Consider the following 20497-nt stretch of genomic DNA (forward strand, 5'->3'; position numbering starts at 1 on the left):
GGGCCGCAGTATTCCGCGACAGGTGTCCTGGGGAAAACAGGCATCTGGCCCGTTTTCCCCAGGCCCTGCGTCTACGGGGCCGCCTGCTTGCGTTCGGCGGCCTGACGCTCCTCGCGGCACCAGGCGAACTGCTCCTGGAGGGCGGAGAGGGGGACCGCCAGCTCCAGCTTGAAGGACGTGCCGTCTGGCCGCACCTTCGCGAAGTCCAGCAGCTGCGCCAGGTCCTCCTTGCCCTCCGTCTGCGCCTTCATCCGCGCCATGGACAGCGCGCCCCCCAGTGACTTGCTCAGGTCGGTCATCTGGTCCTCGTCCATGCCGCGCACGTTCGCCACCATGGCCACGTCACCGCTGGTGTCCAGGTGCAGCTCCACGTTCTGCGCCACGTCCATCAGCCGCCGCGCCAGCTCCGGCTGGTTCGGTCCCATCAGCTTCGCCAGCTGCTCCACCGCCAACACCCCGTACATCTCCCCGTAGGTGCTGTTCTCATCGAGCAACGGCGGTCCTTCATCCACCTGTCGTCCGTCCATGCGGTCCAACACCGTCTTCACCGAATCCGGAGACCGGCCCACCACCAGCATCTGGTTGTTCCAGGTGCCCACCGCGCTGTCCATCCGCCCGCGCTGCGTGCCGCCATCCGGCAGGCTGAACGTCGTGTCACCCGGCTCGTACACGCGCGCGCCCGGTCCATGGTCCGACGACACGCGGTCGCCCAGCAGCTCCTGATAGTGCGCGTTGCTGAAGTCGCCCGAGAGGATGATGCCTTCGTCGGTGATGACCAGCCGGTCCAGGTCCTTGAGCGGATCCACGCCACTCATCGCCTTGAACTGCTCCAGGTTCTTGCCGCCGTCGCGCAAGAGGCAGTCCATCAGCAGCTCGCCCACGGGCGAGTAGCGCAGCGCGTTCGCCTCGATGACCACCGCCGTGTGCCCCGGGCCCCGAGGCAGCGCCGCGAGCAGCGGATCGCGGGGCTTCGTGGGCGCGGCCACGCCCGCGTCCACCCCCGTGGGCATCACCCAGGTGCGCCGCTTCTCCGCGCGCTCCAGGTCCGCCCCTCGCATGCGCGAGGGGAAGGCCACCTCCGGCGTCTTCGCCGGCATGGGATCGCCCTGACCCGTGAACATCAGGACCGCGGCCACGGCGAACAGCATCAGCGCCCCCAGCAGCCAGACCTTCCTGCGCCCCCGCGAATCCATCCTCAGCAGTCCTTTCCCTCGAAGTGCCAGAAGCCCACCGTGAGCGCTCCCAGACCGAACACCAGCACGCCGCCCAACAGCATTCCCAGCGAACCCTTCTCCAACGGCGTCGAGCTGGCCAGATCCGCCGCGCGCACCGCCAGCGCGGACAGCCGGGGCAGCACCAGCGTCACCGCGTCGAACGCCTGGCGGCCGAAGCCGGACTCCAGATAGCGCGACACGTCCGCGCGGAACCCCGCCAGGATGCCCCCCACCAGCAGCACGAAGCCCGCCGCGGAGCACAGCGCCGCGCTGCGCACCACCGTCGCCGTGGTGAGCATCACCGCATAGACCGCCGCGAACCCCACGCACGCCAGCCCCCCCGCGACCAGCGGCCCCACCGTCCAATACCCCGTCTTCACCCCGAAGATGAGCGTCAGCCCCCCCGCGGCGTACACCGTGCCGCCCAGGGCCAGCGTCATCACCCCCAGGAACGTGCCCGCCAGCAGGTGCCAGCGCTGCAAGGGGAGGGCGAGCAGGTGCTCGATGCGGCCGGGCGACAGCAGGCCCGGCGCGAAGTCCGAACACGCCACGATCCCGAAGAGGATGCCTCCGTAGAACACGATGTAGGCGGACGCGCGGAAGACGGGCCGCAGCGCCACGTCCACGGCGGTGATGCTGGCGTGCACCACGTCGCCAAACAGCCGCGTCGCCGCGAGCGCCCCGTCCACCACCTCCAGCTTGAGGCTGAGCGCCACCGTGGCCAGCACCAGCGTGAGCCCGACCATGAAGGCCAGGATGAACTTGCGCGACGCCGCCTCGCGCAGCACGTACCCCGCGATGACGAAGACCGGGCTCCTCATGCCGCCACCCCCGGCCCGCCGACCGCGCCCAGGAGCACCGCCTCCAGGTCCGCGCCCTCGCGCTTGAGCTCCATCAGCAGCGCGCCCGAAGCTCGCGCCCGGTCCAGCGCCGCGTTGAGCACCGTCACGTCCGCCGCCTCCACCGCGTACACCCCTTCCTCGCGTCCAACCGCCCCCCGCGCCTCCACGGGGGCGGAACCGCCACGGACCTCCGGGCCCGCTCCTCCCGAAGGCGTGAAGCCCGCCGCCGCCAGCGCCGCGGGATCCGCGCCGGGGGCGAAGCGCACGCGCCAGCGGGCCCCCGCCTTCGCCAGGTCCTCCAGCCGGCCTTCGCGCAGCACGCGCCCGTCCGCGAGGATGGCCACCCGGTCACACACCCGCTCCGTCTCCGCCAGCAGGTGCGAGTTGAGGAACAAGGTCACGCCCCGGCGGACCTCCTCCTGGAGGATGCGGCGCACCTCCAGCCGGCCCATGGGGTCGATGCCGTCCGTGGGCTCGTCCAACACCAGCAGCGCGGGGTCTCCCAGCAGCGCCGCCGCCAGCCCCAGCCGTTGCCGCATGCCCTTCGAGTAGCCCCCGATCCGGCGCTCCAGCGCCTCCGCCAACCCCACGCGCTCCAGCAGCCGCGTGTGCGCGCCGCCATCCGGCTTCAGCCCCTTGAGCCGCGCCACCGTCGCCAGGAACGCGGGCGCCTTCCAGGTGCCCGGCAGGTGCAGCCGCTCCGGCAGGTAGCCGATGCGCGCGCGGATGGCCGGATCCTCCGGCGAACCGCCCAGCACGCGCACCGCGCCCGCCGACGGGCGGACGATGCCGAGCACGCTCTTGATGAAGGTCGTCTTGCCGGCGCCGTTGGGGCCAATCAGCCCGAACGCGCTGCCCGCGGGGACGTGGAGGTCCATGCCCTTGAGGGCCTCGTGGCCTCCTCGGCCAAACGCCCGGCGATACGTCTTACGCAGGCCCTGCACTTCGAGGGCGGGTGGGGGTGTCGTCACGGTTACGACTGTAGACGACCCAGCGGGGCGATGATTGCACCCTCCCACCCCGGGGAGGAACGGACGGCCCTGCATCCTCCCGTGCCCACCGCGTTCCCGCATTCGCGCCGCTGGGAAACGCCTTGCGCACCCGCCGCGCGCGTGCCGCGACGCGATACCTCGTTGTTCCGGGGCGTTGCGTTCCTGGGGGTTCCAACGGTGCCCTTGGTCCAGGGCCTGCAATGCCCGAGGGGGACACGCGGCGGGACACCGCCGCCGACACACGCGACACCTCTTCAACAGGAGACATGGGCATGACGTGGGCAGACGGGGCCGAGCAGCAGCTTCAGGACGCGCGCCGCGAGCTGGAGGCGGCCGAGCGGGAGCTGGGCAGCGGGACCGAAGCGGCGAAGGTGCGCTACGCGCGGGCGCTGTACGAGGCGGACCTCGCCGGGCGGCGGGCCGACCGCATGGCGCGCGACAGCCGCCGCCAGCAGCGCACCTGGCGCCCTGTCGCAGGCTGAGCAGGCGGGTTCGGAACGCGGAAGGGGTGAAGCGCGGGGCCGGGCGGTTTATACCGGCGACCCATGGCCCACCCCGTCCACCGCCCCCGCCGGCTGCGCCGCTCCGCGGCCCTCCGTGACATGGTGAGAGAGACGCGTCTCTCGCCCACGGACTTCATCTACCCGCTGTTCGTGGTCGAGGGCCGGGACATCCGCCGGCCCATCTCCTCCATGCCGGGCATCTTCAACCTCTCGGTGGAGCACGCCGTGCAGGAGGCGAAGCACGCGAAGTCCCTGGGCGTGCCGTCCGTCATCCTCTTCGGCATCCCGGACCACAAGGACGCGCAGGGCACGCAGGCGTACGCGCGCGACGGCATCGTTCAGCGCGCCATCCAGGAGATCAAGGCGGCCGTCCCCGACCTCCAGGTCATCGCGGACGTGTGCCTGTGCGAGTACACCGACCACGGCCACTGCGGCGTCCTGGACGGCAACCACGTGGCCAACGACGCCACGCTGCCCCTCCTGGCCCAGATGGCCGTCACGTGCGCGCAGGCGGGCGCGGACATCATCGCCCCGTCGGACATGATGGACGGCCGCATCGGCGCCATCCGCAAGGCCCTGGATGAGGTGAAGCACCAGGACACGCCCATCATGGCGTACTCGGCGAAGTACGCCTCCGGCTTCTACGGCCCCTTCCGCGAGGCCGCCCAGAGCACGCCGCAGTTCGGCGACCGGCGCGGCTACCAGATGGACCCGGGCAACGTGCGCGAGGCCCTGCGCGAGACGGCGCTGGACGTGGAGGAGGGCGCGGACTTCATCATGGTGAAGCCGGCGCTCTCGTACCTGGACGTCATCCGCGCCCTGCGGGAGAACTTCGACCTGCCGCTCGCCGCCTACAACGTCTCCGGTGAGTACGCGATGCTCAAGGCCGCCGGTCAGAACGGCTGGGTGGACTATGAGCGCGTGATGATGGAGGTCCTCACCTCCATCAAGCGCGCCGGGGCGGACCTGATCCTCACCTACCACGCCCTGGAAGCGGCCAAACTCCTCTAGGCGACACCCCGGGCGCACGCGCGCGGCGGAGGGCTTGATCGCCTCCGCCCGTTGCGCCCAAATGGTCCCCACACGATGCCCACCCCCAAGAAGCGGCCCGGACGCAGAACCGCGAAGCCTCCGCCCAGACGCGGCGCCGTCTCCCAGACGGCCCGGGCGGGCAAGAAGCCCCGCACGTCCCCAGCCTCCCGAGCGGGCCAACGCCCCGGTCGAGGCCACGCTCCAGTCATCCGCGAACCCGGCCCGTTGCAGTACAAAGTGGTGGAGCTGTCCACGGTGGACGAGGGCGCGCTGGAGCGCACCTTGAACGAGTGGACCGCGAAGGGCTGGAACCTGGACGGCGTGCAGTTCGCGATGCGCGAGTCCTCCAAGCGTCCGGCGATGGCGTTCGTCTTCTTCACCCGGGAGGGCGAGGCCGCGCAGCACGACGAGGACGGCGCGCGCGAGCGGCTGTTGCGGATGTCGGAAGGGGGCAGCCTCACGGCGCACCTCGCGGCGGAGCAGGCGGGCGAGGCGTCGCAGACGGTGGTGCCCTTCGTCCACCCGCTGTCCGCGCACGAGCGGCTGGCGAAGCTGGCGGGGCTGGACGAGCCGGAGCCCACCGAAGAGGGCCTCACGCTGGAGCCCGAGGAGTGAGCGCCGCCCCTGAACGCAGCTTGATGGCCACGGGGCGGGGCTCGGGCCGGGTGCTGCGGCTGGTGCAGGAGGACGCGGAGCCGGATTCGCCCTACCCGAAGGCGTCGCTGCTCTTGCGCCTGGGCGCCCGGGTGGTGGACTGCGCGGTGGCCTGGGGCCTGTATGTGGTGTGTGGCGCGGCGGGCGCGGTGGTGGCGCTCCTGTTCCTGCTGCTCGCGGACGGGATGCTCCAGGGCCAGAGCGTGGGCAAGCGCCTCTGCGGCGTGAAGGTGATGCACCTGCCCACGCGCTCCGCCGCCCGGCACCGGGACAGCACGCTGCGCAACGCGCCGCTCGCGCTGGTGGTGCTCCTGGGGATGATGCCCGCGCCGCACGGCGTGGTGGCCGCCCTGGCGGGCTTCGTGGTGATTGGCGGCGTGGAGGCGTGGCGTGTGCTGCGCGACCCGCTGGGCCTGCGGCTGGGGGATACCTGGGCGCAGACGCAGGTGGTGGACGGGAAGGTTGTCGCGGGCGCGACGGTTGCAGCCCGCACACCGGTGGCCGCGACGCGCGCCCCCGGACGGTTGATGTCCGCGGCGAAGGTGCGCCGTGGCAAGGCATTCAGGAAAGGGAGACGGGGTAAGCCATGCGCATCGCGCTGACCTACAACCTGCGGCTTTCGGACTCGGAAGAAGAGGCGGAGTTCGACACGCAGGAGACGGTGAACACGCTGGCGGGAGCCATCGAACGGCTGGGCCACCGCCTGGAGCGCTTCGAGGTGAGCGGGCCCGCGTCGCGCACCGTCGCCCGTCTGGAGGCGTACAGCCCGGACCTCATCTTCAACACGGCGGAGGGCCGCCGTGGCCGCTTCCGCGAGGCCTTCTATCCGGCGCTCTTCGACGAGCTGGGCTTCGCGTACACGGGCTCGGACGCGTACGCGCTGGCGCTCACGCTGGACAAGCAGCTCACCAAGCTCATCCTGTCCAAGCACGGCATCCGCACCCCGGGCTGGCAGTACGTGGAGAAGCTCAGCGAGCTGACGGCGGAGAACCTGCGCTTCCCCGTCATCGTGAAGCCCAACTTCGAAGGCTCCTCCAAGGGCATCACCCAGGACTCCGTCGCGGAGACGCTGGAGCAGGTGCGGGAGAAGGTGGCGAAGGCGCTGGAGAAGTACCCGGCGGGCGTGCTGGTGGAGGAGTACATCAGCGGGCGCGACCTCACGGTGCCGTTCCTGGCCGCGGTGGACAACGACTTCGACGGCGTGCTCGCGCCGGTGGAGTACGTCATCGACCCGGAGGCCGCCGCGGGCCGCAAGTACGCCATCTACGACTACGAGCTGAAGACCCGCCGCGAGAAGGCGGTGACGGTCCGCGCTCCCGCGAACATCCCGGCGAAGATGGCCGAGGACGTGCGCACGATGGCGCAGAAGATCCTCCAGGTGCTGGACTGCCGCGACCTGGGCCGGTTGGACTTCCGCATCTCCGACGCGGGCGTGCCGTACTTCCTGGAGATCAACGCGCTGCCCAGCCTGGAGCCGGGCGCGGGCATCTACGCCGCGGCGGAGCTGGAGGGCCTGCACCTGGACGGGGTCATCAACTCCATCATCCAGAGCGCCGGCAAGCGCTACAAGATCCGCGACTCCGCGCGCCGCCAGGGCAAGCCCGCGCGCAAGTCCGGGCCGCTGCGGGTGGGCTTCAGCTTCAACGTGAAGCGCGTGAAGCCCAGCGCCACCGCGGAGACGGTGCAGGAGGACAGCGAGGCGGAGTACGACTCGCCCAACACGCTCCAGGCCATCCGCGAGGCCATCGCGTCGTGGGGCCATGAGGTCATCGACCTGGAGGCCACGGCGGAGCTGCCCACGGTGCTCTCCAGCACGCCGCTGGACATCGTCTTCAACATCGCCGAGGGCTTCAAGGGCCGCAATCGCGAGAGCCAGGTGCCCGCGATGCTGGAGCTGCTGGACATCCCGTACACGGGCAGCGACCCCGCGACGCTGTCGCTCGCGCTGGACAAGGCGCTGGCGAAGAAGATCGTCCGCCAGGCGGGCATCCTCACGCCCAACTTCCAGTTGATGGTCACGGGCAAGGAGCGCCTCAACAAGGAGTTCACCTCCTTCCCGCTCATCGTGAAGCCGGTGGCGGAGGGCAGCTCCAAGGGCGTCGTCACCAAGAGCGTCTGCTACTCCGAGGCGGAGCTGCGCGACGTGGTGAAGGAGATCGCCGGCAAGTACCAGCAGCCCGCGCTGATCGAGGAGTACATCGGCGGCCGGGAGTTCACGGTGGGCCTGCTCGGGGAGCGCCGTCCGCGCGTCCTGCCGCCCATGGAGATCGTCTTCCTGGACAAGGCGGAGAAGAACCCCGTCTACAGCTTCCAGCACAAGCTCGATTGGACGGACCGCATCCGCTACGACGCGCCCGCGAAGCTCGAGCCCGCGCTGCTGGAGAAGCTGCGCACGGCGGCGCGCAATTCGTTCATGGCGCTGGGCTGCCGCGACGTGGCGCGCATCGACTTCCGCATGGACGACAAGGGGCGCATCTACTTCATCGAGTGCAACCCGCTGCCCGGCCTCACGCCCGGCTGGAGCGACCTGGTGCTCATCGCGGCGGGCGCGGGCATGGACTACCGGACGCTGATTGGCGAGATCATGGCGCCCGCGATCCGCCGCTACAAGGAGCGCGAGGCTCGCCGGGCCCAGACCGAGAACCCGCCCGGCCCCACGCCGCCGCTCAACAAGGTGGTGCAGCGCATCGAGGAGCAGTCCGCCCAGGCCGCCGCCGCCGCTGCTGCCTCCGCCGCGCCCGCGGATGCCACGCCCGGGGTCGTCGTGCCGCGCGTGGAGCTCAAGTCCTGAGCCACCGCTGACGGTGCGGGGCAGGGGACGGTGCGCGAGCGCCGTCCCCTTCTTCGTCTCAGCGCGCGAGCCGTGCCGCGATGCCGTCGAGCACGCAGTCCAGGCCGCCATCGAACATGACGTCGAACGACGGGTGGCGGGCGTCCTTCACCACCTTCGCGATGGTCGGAAAGCGGCCGGTGGCGATCATCCGCTGGATGTACGGCCACGTGGCCGTCTGCCACTGGGACTTGTTCATGCCGCTCGCGCGCTCCAGGTTCAGCTCGTTGGCCTCGGTCCGGGTGGCGCCAATCACGTAGGCGTTGACGGTGCCCACGGCCTGCATGACCGCGTCGATGTCCTCGAAGCCTGGGAGGCCGCTCAGCGCCGCGAGTGACGCCTCCAGGTGCGCGAGCGCATGGGGGCCCAGGTGCGGTCGGCCCACCAGCAGGTCCACCAGCCACGGGTGCGCGCGCGCGGCCCGCCGGGTGCGCTGGGCGATGGTCCGCAGGGCCTCACGCCACTCACCGTGGATGGGCCCCTCGGACACCATCTCCGCGTACACGGCGTCCACCATCAGCTCGAGCAGCTCCTCCTTGGTGGACAGGTAGCCGTAGAGCCGCATGGGCCCGGCACCGAGCGCGGCCCCGACCTTTCGCAGCGACACGGACTCCAGTCCCTCCGCGTCAGCGAGCGCGAGGGCGGCGTGGACGATCCGCTCGCGGCTCAGCGGCCCGGGTGATGGACGGCTGGGGGGCTCCGGGCGCTCCCAGATGAGGGCGGAGTCCAGGTCGGGAGGCTTCTGGGTCATCGCGGGCCGTCTTGCCCCAGGGGGATTCGGTTGACAACGCGGCCTCGAATATACACTGTATCGACAAGATACGGTGTATTTAAAGGGTGGTCGCGCGAATGGAAACGACTCCGGTTCTGGTGGTGGGTGGCGGCCTGGTGGGCTTGTCCGCCTCGTTGTTCCTGGCCTGGCGGGGCATCCCGACGGTGCTCGTCGAGCGGCACCCTGGCAGCTCGCCGCATCCACGGGCCATCGGCTACACGCCGAGGACCCTGGAGCTGCTGCGCGCGGTCGGCGTGGCGGGCCGCGTCCCCCCCATCCCGCCGGGCTTCCGGCTGCGCAGGGCCCGGGTGGAGAGCCTCGCCGGCAAGTGGTTCGAGGAGTCTCCGTGGACTCCGGAGAACGCGCGCAAGTCCACGCTGGAGTACTCGCCGTGCACGGGGGCCGCGGTGGCGCAGGACCGGCTGGAGCCGCTGCTGCGGGACCGGGCGCTCGAACTGGGCGCGGACATCCGGCTGGAGACCGAGCTGATCCGCTTGGAGCAGGACGCGGAAGGGGGCACGGCCTGGCTGCGCCGTCGAGATGGCGCTGAGTCCACGCTGCGTGCGGCCTACGTCATCGCGGCGGACGGGCACCGAAGCCCCATCCGCGAGGCGCTGGGCATCGGACGCACGGGCCGGGGCCACATGCGCACGGTGCGCAGCGTCCTGTTCCGCGCGCCGCTCGACGCGTATCTCGAAGCAGGGGTCACCCAGTTCCAGATTGAGCAGGAGGGCTTCAGCGCGTTCCTCACCACGTACGGGGACGGACGCTGGGTGCTCATCTTCTCGGATGATCAGCAGCGGGACGAGGCCACGCTGCGGGCCATGGTGGGCAAGGCGATTGGCAGGACGGACCTGCCGGTGGAGCTCATCACCACGGGCCGCTGGGAGCTGAGCGCGCTGATCGCGGACCGGTTCTCCTCCGGCAGGGTGTTCCTGGCCGGGGACGCCGCGCACACGCTGCCGCCCAGCCGGGGTGGCTACGGCGCCAACACCGGCATCGAGGACGCCCACAACCTCGCGTGGAAGCTGGCGGAGGTCCTCGCCGGAACCTCGACGCCCGCGCTGCTGGACACGTACGACGCGGAGCGGCGCCCCATCGCGTGGCTCCGCCACCAGCAGATCTTCGCGCGCAATGACTACAAGGCCGAAGCGGCCGGGGCCTCCGAGGGCGTGCGCATCCTCGATGACGACGCCATGGAGTTCGGCCAGCTCTATCGCTCCGCCGCGGTGCTGGGGGCGGGGGACGACCTTCCGCCCGCGGCGCGGCCCGAGGAGTGGGCCGGTCAGCCCGGCGCGCGCGCGCCGCATGCGTGGGTGGACCGAGGAGGCGAGCGGCTGTCCACGCTGGACCTGTTCCAGCGTGGCTGGGTGCTGATCGCGGAGGACGAGCGGTGGCTCCCCGCAGCGAAGCACCTGGGCATCGAAGCGGTGCGCATCGGCGTGGACGTGCTGCCCTCCGAGCCGGAGTCGCTCCGGAAGGCCCTCGGTCTGGAGCAGGGCGGCGCCTCGCTCATCCGCCCCGATGGGTACGTGGGCTGGCGCTCCGTGGACCTGCCCGAGGATCCGCGCGGCGCGCTCACGGATGCGCTGGCGGCCCTCCGGCGTTGAGGTCCGGGGAGGCGACCCGTGGGGCTACTTCGCGGGCGCGAAGCCGCCGTGGAAGGTGGGCGGCAGCGCGTGGTCGAAGTGGCAGCGCGCGACGGGGCCCGCCTCCATGTGGCGCGCGTCCAGCACGGCGACGTGGGACGTGTCTGACTTCACGTCGTAGACCTGCGTGAGCACCCAGCCGTCGTCCTCCGCTTGGGCTCCGGGGCGGGGGACGAAGACAGGCTCGGAGGGGTAGGTGCCCTCGCCGAGCGGAGCCACCGTCAAGCGGCCGGTCTCCAGCTCCACGCGCGCCACGCCGTCGAAGAGGCCGCGCCGGGACGCATCGCGCTGGTGCACGCCCAGGTAGACGGACTGGGGCGCCCGTCCCACCACGCCGGGGGCCACGCGGGGGAACTCGCAGCTCATGTCCAGCCGGCGCTCGGTGCGGAAGGTGCCGGCCTTCACGTCCACCACCGCGCGGTGGAGCTGGCCCTGCGCGTCGGTGGAGGTGGTGCCGCGCACCAGCTCACCCAGCCACTGGTTCGTCGTGAAGTCGGGGTAGTGCACGTAGTCCACCACCAGCGTGTCGCCCGCTTCGTACGCGTTGGCGAAGTGCCAGACGTAGAACGCGTCCGTGGAGATGCGCACCGGGTGTTCCACGTCATCGATGGGCACCACCAGCACCTCCGTGCCCGCGTCCGGACGCCACCGCAGGTTCTCCGAGTACGAGCCCATCCGCAGCAGCATGCGGAAGAGGTTGAGCCGCAGCGGAGACAGGAAGAAGACGAGGTAGCGGTCCGTGGCGATGAAGTCGTGCACCATCGTCGCGCCGGGCAGCTTCACCGCGCCCAGCCGCTGGGCCTTCTGTCCGTCAGGCAGCGCGTACAGCTCCGCGGTCGTCTCCCGGCCGTAGCGGATGCCGAAGTTGTAGGACGCCTTGCGCGACGGCACGCGGTGCGGGTGCGCGGAGAAGCTCTCCACCACCACGCCATCCAAGTCCGTCTCACCCAGGGTGCTCAGGTCCTCCTGGGACACCTCCACCGGGAGGCTCGCCTCGAAGAGCGCGTACAGCTTGCCGTTCCACGCCATCACCGACGTGTTCGCGGAGTTCTTGCGCACGTTGCGCAGCTTGTGCAGCAGCGGAGTGGGGGTGCCGTACGCGCCGAAGCGCTGCCCGTGCGCCCGCCGCTCCGTGACGATGGTGGGCGAGTCCACCATGCGCGCCGCGCCTCGCACCCCGTCCGCGCCGAAGCGCACGCCCAGCATCCCGCCGTCCCCGTCGAACCAGTGCTGATACGGCCGGCCGTGCACGTCGAACGTCCACGGCCCCACCCGGTACAGCGAACCCCGCAGCCCCTCCGGCACCTGGCCCTCCACCCGCAGAGGTTCGAAGCCGTGCTGGCGGGGGAGCGTGCGGAACGCTCGCAGCCAGCCCGGCGCGGAGGAGGACATCGTCTGCTTCGTCGCGGTCGTCATGCGAATCCCTTTCCTGGCCCACGCGGGGCGCGGGAATCCCCCGTGCCTCGCCTCTTGTAGACACTGTAAACATCGTATGTTGTCGGCGTCAACATCCATGTTGACGCTGGAAACTTCAGGCCGTGGATGGTCAAGTCGCGCGGTCGACGGAAGGCACTTCGAGGAGGCAGGGACGGTGGCGACCCGGGGCAGGCGGAAGCAGGCGGAGGCTCCAGCGGACAAGGAGCGCTATCACCACGGGGACCTCCGTCAGGCGCTGGTGGACGCCGCGGTGGCGCTGATCGCCGAGGAGGGCTTCGGCGCGCTGTCGCTGCGGGAGGTGGCCCGGCGGGCGGGCGTCACCCACGCGGCGCCCTACCGGCACTTCGCGGACAAGGAGGCGCTGCTGGAGGCGGTGGCGCACGAGGGGTATCGCGCCATGGCGCGCGAGATGCGCGAGCGGATGGCGACGGCGGACGGCCCCCTGGAGCGGCTTCACGCGGCGGGCGTCGCCTATGTGCTGTTCGCGGTGCGCCACCCGCCGCACTTCCGGGTGATGTTCGGGCCGCACTTCACCCGCCCGCTGAAGCCGCTGCCCGCGGTGGAAGGGGAAGCGGACGCGTTCCAGTTGCTGGTGGACGCCATCGAATCCGGACAGGCCGCGGGCCTGCTTCGTCAGGGCGAGTCGCGTCCGCTGACGCTCACCGCGTGGTCCCTGGTGCACGGACTCGCGTCACTGTTCGTGGACCGGCAGCTCAACGAGTCCGTGCAGGGGCAGGAGGTCGCGGAGGCGCTCGCCCGTGTGCAGACGCGGCTGCTCATCGAAGGCCTGGCGCTGCCCACGCGCCTCCAGGATGCGTGACAGTTGGTAGGGAAGCAGGGTTGACCGTCGGAGATTGTCGGGTACGGTCGGCGCCATGGTGCGGATACCGGAAGAGACAGGGCCGAGGGTCCGGGCGCGGGAGCTGGGGCTTCCGCTGGGGCGCTTCAAGACGGGGAAGTACAACGCGATCACCGACGTGGAGGGCGTGCTGGTAGGCCACACCACGATCATCCAGGGCCAGGGGCCCCTGAGGCCCGGCTTCGGGCCGGTGCGCACGGGCGTCACGGCCATCCTGCCCAACATGGGCAACATCTTCATGGAGCGGATGAGCGGGGGCGGCTTCGTGCTCAACGGCGCGGGCGAGGTCTCCGGCATGACGCAGCTCATGGAGTGGGGCCTCATCGAGACGCCCATCCTGCTCACCAACACCATGGCCGTGGGCGCGGTGTCCGACGGCGTGGCCAACTACCTGGTCCAGCGCTACCCGGGCATCGGCGACGAGCACGACGTCATCATCCCCGTGGTGGGCGAGTGCGACGACTCGTGGCTCAACGACATCTCCGGGCGCCACGTGCGCCAGGAGCACGTCGTCGCGGCCATCGACAGCGCGAAGTCCGGCCCGGTGCAAGAGGGCAACGTCGGCGGTGGCACGGGCATGGTGACGTGCGACTTCAAGGGCGGCATCGGCACGTCGTCGCGCAAGCTGCCGGAGGTGCTGGGCGGCTACACGCTGGGCGTGCTCGTCATGTCCAACTTCGGGAAGATGCACAACCTGCGCGTGGGCGGCCTCCCGGTGGGCGAGGTGCTGGTGGAGAAGTTCAAGAACACCCCCCACCGCGGCAAGTCCTACGGCTCCATCATCGCCGTGGTCGCCACCGACGCGCCCCTCTTGAGCCATCAGATCAACCGCCTGTGCAAGCGCGTGGGCCTGGGCATCGGGCGGGTGGGCAGCTACGCGGCGCACGGCTCCGGTGAGATCGTCGTGGGCTTCTCCACCGCGAACATCATCCCCAGGCGCACCCAGAAGATGGTCTACAAGATGAAGATCCTCCTGGATCAGCGTCTGGACCCCCTCTACGAGGCCGTGATGGAGGCCACCGAGGAGGCCATCCTCAACGCCATGTGCATGGCCACGCCCATGACGGGCGTGAACGACAACTACTCGCCCGCGCTGCCCCTGGACGAGGTCCGCCGCTTCGTGGACGCCTGCCGCCCCATCTTCGCCTCGGTGAAGAAGCGCCCCCACCAGACGAGCGTGCCTGCCTCCAAGGAGCGCCCCAGCGACGAGGACCGGGAGGGGGACGTGACCCTGGGCTCGGCCCTGCCCACCCAGGTGCGCAGCGCGGAGGGCATTCCCTTCCCGACCCGGCCCGCCCCCAACGAGCCCCCCGTGGACGGGGAGGCCGAAGCCCGCCCGGAAGCGCCCCCGCCCCCCACCTCCGGCGAGGACCCCGAGGGTTCCTCTTCCGGGAGCCCGTAGGGTTCTGATAGGTAAGCCCCCCTTTGCTCCATTCCGGAGACCAGGAGCCACCCACATGGCCAACAGCAAGTCCAAGCACCGCCGCGTGCAGATGAAGATCCGTCAGCACTGGAAGAAGCGGATCAAGAAGCAGAAGGAAGCCGCGAAGGCCGCCGCCGCCGAAGGCAAGAAGAAGTAGTTTTCGCCCTGGCGCCGCTCCCGGCGGCCCTGGCTCACCGCCGGGTCGCCGTGAAGGGGCGCGTCACCGTGCACTGGAGGCTGCCGGAGCCCTGGATGCGCGAGAAGTTTCCGGAGAAGGTCCCCGTCAGGCTCCCCCCGTCCGACGCGCCTCCGGTGAAGGTCGCGGACACGCTGATGAAGAGGGTGAGCCCGCCATCGCTGCTGGGCGGTGGGGCGCCGGACACGGTCAGGTCCCCCGTCGGGAACACCTGGCCCCGCAGGGCCACCCCCTCCAGGCTGCCGCCCAGGGCGCCGCCGTCGCGCGTGAGCGTGAGGTCCTTGCCGTCGGGCAAGGGGGGCGCGTTGAGGTTGGCGCACTCGGGGGGCAGGCCCGCATCCGGCTGGAAGACCAGCGGATAGACGCCCTCCACCGGCGCGCAGGACTCGCCGCAGTCCGCGTTGCCCTTGGTTCCGCAGGCGGGCGCGAGCAGCAGGAGGGTGCTGGACACCATGGCCGTCGTGACGGCCGCCAGGGGAACGAAACGTCCAGTAGTCATGGGTGGCGAACTCCGGGAGGGAGGCACGGGCTTCCAGGTGGGAAGTGCCGTTCCTACGTTGCGTGCAGCGGTTCTGGGGGACGGGGTGGGGCGGTGACGGCGGGCGATTCGAAGCGGTGGTCCAATTTCATTTTCGCGGGGCTGTTCGCGCTCGCGCTGATTCTCTTCTCGCGCATCTTGTTGCCGTTCCTGATGCCGGTGCTGCTGGGCGGCTTCCTGGTCGTCCTGTTCATGCCCATCCAGGATTCCTTGGACCGTCGGCTCCGGAGCCGCAAGCCCCTGGCGGCCGGACTGTCCACCCTCGCGGTGTTCCTGCTCATCCTGGCGCCCCTGGCGCTGGTGGGCTGGATGGTGGCCCGCGAAGTGCTCCAGTTCGTGGGGCAGGCGCAGGACCTGCTGGACCAGGTGGACCTGCGCCACCACGTCCTCGACAGCCTGCCGCGGGGCCTCGCGCGCTACGTGCGCTTCGACCCGGAGAGCTCGGAGGCGGAGCGGCTGCTGATGACGGCGGTGTCGGGCGGCGCGGGGCTGCTCGCGGACCTGGTGAGCGCCGGCACGGAGCTGGTCGTCGACATGTTCCTGATGACCGTGGCCATGTACTACTTCTTCCTGGACGGGCGTCGGCTGGTGAACGAGGTGGCCCGGCTCATCCCGCTGGAGCGTCGGTACTTCGACGCCTTCTCGCACGAGTTCACCGACGTCGCGTACGCCATCATCTACGGCAACACCGTCACCGCGCTGGTGCAGGGCGCGGTGGGCTTCGTGGGCCTGCTCATCGCGGGGGTGCCGCACGCCGGCGTGTGGGGCGCGGCCATGGTGTTGGTGGCGCTGGTGCCGGTGGGCGGCACGGCGCTCGTGTGGGGACCCATTGGCGTGGTGCTCATCGCGGCGAACCGGGTGAGCGAGGGCGTGTTCCTGCTCGCGTGGGGGACGTTCCTGGTGGGCAGCATCGACAACGTCATCCGTCCCCGGCTGTGTGGCTCGCGCATGGCGCTGCACCCGCTGCTCGTCTTCCTGTCCATGTTCGGCGGGCTGGCGGTGTTCGGGATGATGGGCCTGCTGGTGGGCCCGCTCATCGCGTCCATCTTCATGGCCATGGTGCGCATCTACCGGCGCGACTTCCTGGGGCGTCCGCGGACGGAGGCGCCGCCTGAACCCGGGGTGTCGGAGGACGGGTCGCTCAGCCCCCGGCCCGCGCCAGTGCCTTCCGCGGCCAGCGTGGGTCACGTGATGAACGCCTGAGCGCCCAGCCTGGACTTCGCCGCCGCGCTGGGTGAACCTGACCGGCGCATGACGACCACCGGAAGCGCGAGGGTCCCTTCGGGGCTGCTGCGGACCCTGGCCCTCGTCGGAGCCCTGGTGGCTCCGGCCGCGGCGGCCTCTGACGCGGCCCCTGACGCCCTGGCGGCGCCGGCCTTCCACGGCCTCCGCGCAGTCCCCGCATGGCTGTCGCTGCGGCTGGGCTCGGGAACACCGGGGAAGTCCCGGGCGGAGCCGGAGGTGGGGGCGCCCACCTGGGTGCGGCTCAACCTGGCGCTGACGGCGACGTGGCGGCGGTACTGCGCGCGGCCCGGCGTGTCCGGGTGTGGCCAGTTCGACCGGCTCCCGGAGGAGGACCGGCTGGGCGACACGTTCGACTTCTCCTCGTCCCACCCGTACCTGGGGCTGGCGGTCGAGGCGGAGGTGCTGCCGCTGGCGCGGCACCCGTCGTCGGCGCTGCGCGGGCTGGGGCTCCAACTGGGCGTGCAGCGGGGCTTCTCCACGTCCGACGTGACCATCACCGGAGATGGCGGCAAGACGCCGGTGCGCGAGATCTCCGCCACGGACACCGCGTTCACCGCGCAGGCGCTGTATCGCTTCTACTTCCGCTTCGGCACGACGCGGCCCCAGCAGGGCTACGTGGGCGCGCGCGCCGGGGTGCAGACGCGCGCGTTCGACGTGGAGGCGACCGCGGACAATCCGCTGTCGGGCACGCACCGGGTGTTTCCGTCGGTGGCGTTGGATCTGTCCGTGCCGTTGTTCAGCTCCGTGCGGCTGGACGTGTCGAGCGGACTCCTGCTGTCGCCGACGCCGGGGCACTCGCCGGAGGCGGACGGTGGGCGCAGGGCGCTGGAGGTCCGCGACTTCGGCACGTCCGTGTCCAGCTTCGGTTGGAGCGCGGAGCTGGGCGTGTCGGGGGACATCTGGGGACCGTTCGGCTACGACGTGGGCTTTCGCCTGGCGCACTTCCGGGATCGCTTCTCCGGGGCAGGCACGCGCACCGGGTGGAGCGACGGCGGAGCCGCCGAGGAGACGTACTCCAGCCTGCATGCCGGCTTGATCGCCACGTACTGAGGCGGAGACCGTCGCGCTGTCCACCCCGTGACAGCCCCTGGGGGCGTGGGTGCTTTGCGCGGCAACAGTGCCTACCCCTTGCCCCCGCGGCTGGCTTCCCGCCGTGACCCACAAGGGGGTGTCTCACGGTGCGAGTGACTCGAGCGTGGACGCAGGGACTGGTGGGCCTGATGTGCGTGGGCCTGGTGGCGTGCGGTGCCGGGAATCACCCCCTGCCTCCGCCTTCCTCCGGCGACCCATCTGATTCCGCGTTCGACGCGGGCTCGCGTCCCCCAGCCGAGGTCGTGGACGCGGGTCGAGGTGTCGGCGACCCGGGCACGGCGGACGCTGGGGCGGATGCCGGGACGGATGCTGGAGCGGATGGCGGGGCGGACGCGGGCGAGGTGGGGCCGGTGTGCATGCCCACCGCGGGGGAGACGCGCTGGGTGCTGGAGGGGGAGTTCTTCAGCGCGCGGGTGGTCTGCGCGACGGGCTACACCTCGCCGGGGCTGCGCTTCGGGGTGAGCAACCTGCCGCTGGGCGCCACGTTCGACGAGTCCACCGCCACGCTGCACTGGATGCCCGCGTTGAATCAGGGCGCGGTGTGGATGCTCACGTTGGTGGAGTACACCACCGACGAGACGGGCACGCTGAAGGTGGGCGTGGCCAACAACGACGCGGCGCCGGGCCGGGTCGACATCGTGGACCCTGTCACCTACACGGAGGAGTACGGCCTGCCGGTGGTGCACCTCTTCTTCGACCCCAGCGTGGGGCTGACGTCCGGCGGCTACCGGCCGGTTGGGGTGGTGTACCGGGGCCACCGCTACACCGCCGAAGCGAAGTACCGCGGCGCCACGTCCAGCGTGTTCCCCAAGCGCAGCCTGACGTTCAAGTTCGCGGAGGACGACCTGTTCTCCGAGCCCGTCTTCGGCGGCGGCTTCACGGACCGCAAGCGTCTGGTGTTGATCTCCCCGTTCAATGACAACTCGTACCTGCGCTCGCGGCTCGCGTTCGACCTGTGGAACCGCCTGTCCCCGGACGCCGTGCGCATCCGCAACTTCAGCGTGGTCGTCTACGCGAACAACAAGTTCCAGGGCATCTACACGGCGGCGGATCACCTGGACAAACAACTGCTGACGGCGAGCGGCATCGGCAAGGACGCGGACCTCTTCAAGGCGGTGGATGCGGACGCCAACTTCTCCCGCCTCCGGCGCAGCGGCCAGACGAAGGCGAACCTCCACATGGGCTTCGAGAAGGACGAAGGCACACCCGAAGAGGGCCAGCCCCACGCCTACGACACGCTGGACGCGTTCGTCGCCTGGGTCGCGGACTCCAGCGCGGACACCTTCCGCCAGGAGCTCGGCACGAAGCTGAGGGCTCGCGACTACGAGGACTGGTGGATCTTCAACACGCTCATCCTGGGCAATGACTCACAGGCGAAGAACGCCTACCACGCGTTCAATCCGAAGACGGGCGGGCCGTGGCGCTTCATCCCGTGGGACCTGGATGCGAGCTTCGGGCAGGAGTACGACACCACCCGCTCCAGCCCCCTGGCGCGGCCCACCTACGCGTCGGACAACCACATCTTCCAGCGGATGCTGGCGGACCCCACCCTCGCGGGCCCGCTGCGCGAACGCTACCGGCAGGCGCTCCAGAACGAGCTGAGCGAGGCCACGGTGCAGGCGATGATCGACGGGTATGAACGCGAGCTGGGCCCCAACGCGCTCCGCGACGAGGCGCGCTGGTCCGCCGAGTACCGGACCTTCGCGCGGCCGGACACCGTCGGCTACCTGAACTTCCCGGAGTGGCACCTGCGCCAGGACTTCAAGACGCACGCGGAGGAGGTGGAGTACGTCCGGCAGTGGGTGCACACGCGCTGGACGGCGCTCCAGTCACAGCTGCCCTGAAGGTTGGCGGCGCGGCGAGGGGGAGGACCTCGCCGCGCCCGCCGGCACTACCACTGCGCGGGATCGGCGTCGGCGAACGTCGTGCCTGCGGCGATCTCGTCGAACCAGATGCTGCGCGTCCCCTGGCTGCCCTGCATGGCGCCGCTGTCGTGCCAGCCGTTCGCGTAGAGCCCCACGCGGAACTGGAAGAAGCGATCATCCGCGACGGTGGTGGCCAGGTTGTACTGCTCCAGGACCTTCACGCCGTCGAACCAGAGCTTGATGTAGCCCGTGCTGTCGCTGGCCCACTTCGCCTGGATGATGACCTTGTGCCATTCCCCCGCGCTGACCGTCGCGAGGTTGGGGAAGGTGACGGTCTTCTGGCTGCAGACCGTGCCCTGCTTGACGCGCGTGTAGAGCTGGTTGCCCGACAGCCACACCATCGTGGACGGCATGTAGTCATCGCAGCCGGTGTCGCCGAAGTCCGCGATGAACTGCGCGATGTTGTAGGACTGCGGCTGGAACTGCCAGTCCTGCTGCAGCCGGAACGTGAAGCCGTAGAAGCCCGTGTCGCCACGGCGGTACACGTTGTTCTTCACCACCTCCGAATGGTAGCGGCCGGTGTAGTTGGGGTCGTAGATCTGCGTCACCTTGATGGCGGTGGGGCCCTCGTAGGTGACGTTGGTGACTTCATTCACCGTCCCGTTGTGCTCCCGGTTGATGGCGTTCCAACCCGAGAGCGTGCCCGTGTTGCGGAAGATCTCCGCGGCTTCGGCGACCAGTCCGAACGTGAACAGGGTCACTCCCGCGGCGACGGCGAGATGCTGGGACTTCATGGCGTGGGCCTTCCTGGAATTTTACGGCTTTGTTGATTTATCATGTTATTCCAGTTTAGCGGCCTTGAGGTCGTTTGTCCCGTGGAAGCGGAGTACCGCGCGGGGCCCGAGGCGGTTATGTTCGCGCCGCGTGCGAAGGCCCAGGGTGGGACTTCGAGCCCGGACGAGGTGCGCCGTACCCGGTCACGACAAGACGACGCCTGAACGGGAGTCGTGTGTCATGACGTCGTCGTGGATCCTCCTCATCCTCGCGGGGCTGCTGGAAGTGGCCTGGACCCTGGGCCTGAAGTACACGCAGGGCTTCACCCGGCCGCTCGCCAGCGTGCTCACGGTGGCGGCCATCGTCGCGAGCATGGGCCTCTTGTCCCTCGCGGTGAAGCAGCTGCCCATCGGCACGGCCTACGCGGTCTGGGTCGGCATTGGCGCGTTCGGCGCGGCGGTGCTGGGCATGGTGCTCTTCCATGAGCCCGCGACGCCCGCGCGGCTCTTCTTCCTCGGCTTGTTGCTGGTCGCCATCGTGGGCTTGAAGGTCACGGGCGGCTCGCACTGAGGTTGGGCGC

Annotated in this window: 20 protein-coding genes and 1 riboswitch; of the genes, 13 read left to right on the forward strand and 7 right to left on the reverse strand. The window is 70.4% G+C overall.

The features are described from left to right. Nucleotides 1–71: 71 nt before the first annotated feature. The 3 genes from FOF48_RS33970 to FOF48_RS33980 are packed head-to-tail and all read right to left on the reverse strand — an operon-like array spanning nt 72 to nt 2934. Entirely contained in the window at nt 72–1193 is a 1122-nt protein-coding gene (locus FOF48_RS33970) for a hypothetical protein (RefSeq protein WP_143908741.1), read from the reverse strand. Between the two features lie 2 nt (nt 1194–1195). After that, nucleotides 1196–2035, reverse strand: coding sequence for a hypothetical protein (locus FOF48_RS33975; RefSeq protein ID WP_143908743.1), 840 nt, complete (start codon nt 2033–2035; stop codon nt 1196–1198). After that, complete coding sequence (locus FOF48_RS33980; RefSeq protein WP_255442979.1) at nt 2032–2934, reverse strand: ABC transporter ATP-binding protein; 903 nt, start codon at nt 2932–2934, stop codon at nt 2032–2034. The genes FOF48_RS33975 and FOF48_RS33980 overlap by 4 nt, the downstream gene beginning before the upstream one ends. Before the next feature lie 386 nt (nt 2935–3320). On the opposite strand from FOF48_RS33980, the gene FOF48_RS33985 reads away from it, so the two are divergent. The 5 genes from FOF48_RS33985 to FOF48_RS34005 all read left to right on the forward strand — a co-directional run bounded on the left by FOF48_RS33985 (nt 3321) and on the right by FOF48_RS34005 (nt 8028). Then, complete coding sequence (locus FOF48_RS33985) at nt 3321–3530, forward strand: hypothetical protein (protein ID WP_143908745.1); 210 nt, start codon at nt 3321–3323, stop codon at nt 3528–3530. A gap of 63 nt (nt 3531–3593) precedes the next feature. Then, nucleotides 3594–4562, forward strand: a complete 969-nt coding sequence (gene hemB / locus FOF48_RS33990; RefSeq protein WP_143908747.1) for a porphobilinogen synthase — start codon at nt 3594–3596, stop codon at nt 4560–4562. 246 nt (nt 4563–4808) lie between these two features. Next, the gene (locus FOF48_RS33995; RefSeq protein WP_235685823.1) at nt 4809–5198 is read left to right on the forward strand and encodes a hypothetical protein; all 390 of its coding nucleotides are present in this window, start codon (nt 4809–4811) and stop codon (nt 5196–5198) included. Nucleotides 5199–5221: 23 nt separating this feature from the next. Continuing rightward, nucleotides 5222–5839, forward strand: coding sequence for an RDD family protein (locus FOF48_RS34000; RefSeq protein ID WP_143908851.1), 618 nt, complete (start codon nt 5222–5224; stop codon nt 5837–5839). Then, nucleotides 5824–8028, forward strand: coding sequence for an ATP-grasp domain-containing protein (locus tag FOF48_RS34005; RefSeq protein ID WP_143908751.1), 2205 nt, complete (start codon nt 5824–5826; stop codon nt 8026–8028). Before FOF48_RS34000 ends, FOF48_RS34005 begins: the two co-directional genes overlap by 16 nt. A 58-nt stretch (nt 8029–8086) precedes the next feature. On the opposite strand, the gene FOF48_RS34010 is transcribed toward FOF48_RS34005, so the two are convergent. Then, nucleotides 8087–8818, reverse strand: coding sequence for a TetR/AcrR family transcriptional regulator (locus FOF48_RS34010; RefSeq protein WP_143908753.1), 732 nt, complete (start codon nt 8816–8818; stop codon nt 8087–8089). 98 nt (nt 8819–8916) lie between these two features. Here FOF48_RS34010 and FOF48_RS34015 point away from each other — a divergent pair, with 98 nt between their 5' ends. Next, a complete protein-coding gene (locus FOF48_RS34015) occupies nt 8917–10449 on the forward strand; it encodes an FAD-dependent monooxygenase (RefSeq protein WP_143908755.1) in 1533 nt (510 codons plus the stop codon). A gap of 24 nt (nt 10450–10473) precedes the next feature. Here FOF48_RS34015 and FOF48_RS34020 read toward each other — a convergent pair whose 3' ends face one another. Then, nucleotides 10474–11904: a carotenoid oxygenase family protein gene (locus FOF48_RS34020; protein WP_143908757.1), complete on the reverse strand. Its 1431-nt coding sequence runs from the start codon at nt 11902–11904 to the stop codon at nt 10474–10476. Between the two features lie 175 nt (nt 11905–12079). On the opposite strand from FOF48_RS34020, the gene FOF48_RS34025 reads away from it, so the two are divergent. From FOF48_RS34025 to FOF48_RS34035, 3 genes are read left to right on the forward strand one after another with little or no spacing between them, the layout of a single operon-like run. Beyond that, complete coding sequence (locus tag FOF48_RS34025) at nt 12080–12745, forward strand: TetR/AcrR family transcriptional regulator (protein ID WP_143908759.1); 666 nt, start codon at nt 12080–12082, stop codon at nt 12743–12745. Nucleotides 12746–12800: 55 nt separating this feature from the next. Continuing rightward, the gene (locus FOF48_RS34030) at nt 12801–14186 is read left to right on the forward strand and encodes a P1 family peptidase (protein WP_143908853.1); all 1386 of its coding nucleotides are present in this window, start codon (nt 12801–12803) and stop codon (nt 14184–14186) included. A 55-nt stretch (nt 14187–14241) separates the two neighbouring features. Then, nucleotides 14242–14364 (forward strand): hypothetical protein, encoded by a 123-nt coding sequence (locus tag FOF48_RS34035; RefSeq protein WP_014396669.1) that lies wholly within the window; start codon nt 14242–14244, stop codon nt 14362–14364. Between the two features lie 34 nt (nt 14365–14398). Here FOF48_RS34035 and FOF48_RS34040 read toward each other — a convergent pair whose 3' ends face one another. Then, a complete protein-coding gene (locus tag FOF48_RS34040) occupies nt 14399–14902 on the reverse strand; it encodes a hypothetical protein (protein ID WP_143908761.1) in 504 nt (167 codons plus the stop codon). Nucleotides 14903–14995: 93 nt separating this feature from the next. Here FOF48_RS34040 and FOF48_RS34045 point away from each other — a divergent pair, with 93 nt between their 5' ends. The 3 genes from FOF48_RS34045 (at nt 14996) to FOF48_RS34055 (ending at nt 19122) form a co-directional block, all read left to right on the forward strand. Then, nucleotides 14996–16144 (forward strand): AI-2E family transporter, encoded by a 1149-nt coding sequence (locus FOF48_RS34045; protein WP_143908763.1) that lies wholly within the window; start codon nt 14996–14998, stop codon nt 16142–16144. A gap of 48 nt (nt 16145–16192) precedes the next feature. Next, nucleotides 16193–17236, forward strand: coding sequence for a hypothetical protein (locus FOF48_RS34050; RefSeq protein ID WP_143908765.1), 1044 nt, complete (start codon nt 16193–16195; stop codon nt 17234–17236). Nucleotides 17237–17364: 128 nt separating this feature from the next. After that, entirely contained in the window at nt 17365–19122 is a 1758-nt protein-coding gene (locus tag FOF48_RS34055) for a CotH kinase family protein (RefSeq protein ID WP_370456620.1), read from the forward strand. 47 nt (nt 19123–19169) lie between these two features. On the opposite strand, the gene FOF48_RS34060 is transcribed toward FOF48_RS34055, so the two are convergent. Continuing rightward, on the reverse strand, nt 19170–19937 hold the full coding sequence (locus FOF48_RS34060; RefSeq protein ID WP_143908768.1) for a polysaccharide lyase: 768 nt from the start codon (nt 19935–19937) through the stop codon (nt 19170–19172). Nucleotides 19938–20069: 132 nt separating this feature from the next. Next, nucleotides 20070–20140, forward strand: a riboswitch (guanidine-III (ykkC-III) riboswitch). 17 nt (nt 20141–20157) lie between these two features. Between FOF48_RS34060 and sugE the strand changes: the two genes are divergently transcribed. Continuing rightward, complete coding sequence (gene sugE, locus FOF48_RS34065; protein ID WP_143908770.1) at nt 20158–20487, forward strand: quaternary ammonium compound efflux SMR transporter SugE; 330 nt, start codon at nt 20158–20160, stop codon at nt 20485–20487. The last annotated feature ends 10 nt before the right edge of the window (nt 20488–20497 follow it).

Origin of the sequence: Corallococcus sp. Z5C101001 (assembly GCF_007352635.1) — a bacterium.
Classification (GTDB): domain Bacteria; phylum Myxococcota; class Myxococcia; order Myxococcales; family Myxococcaceae; genus Corallococcus; species Corallococcus silvisoli.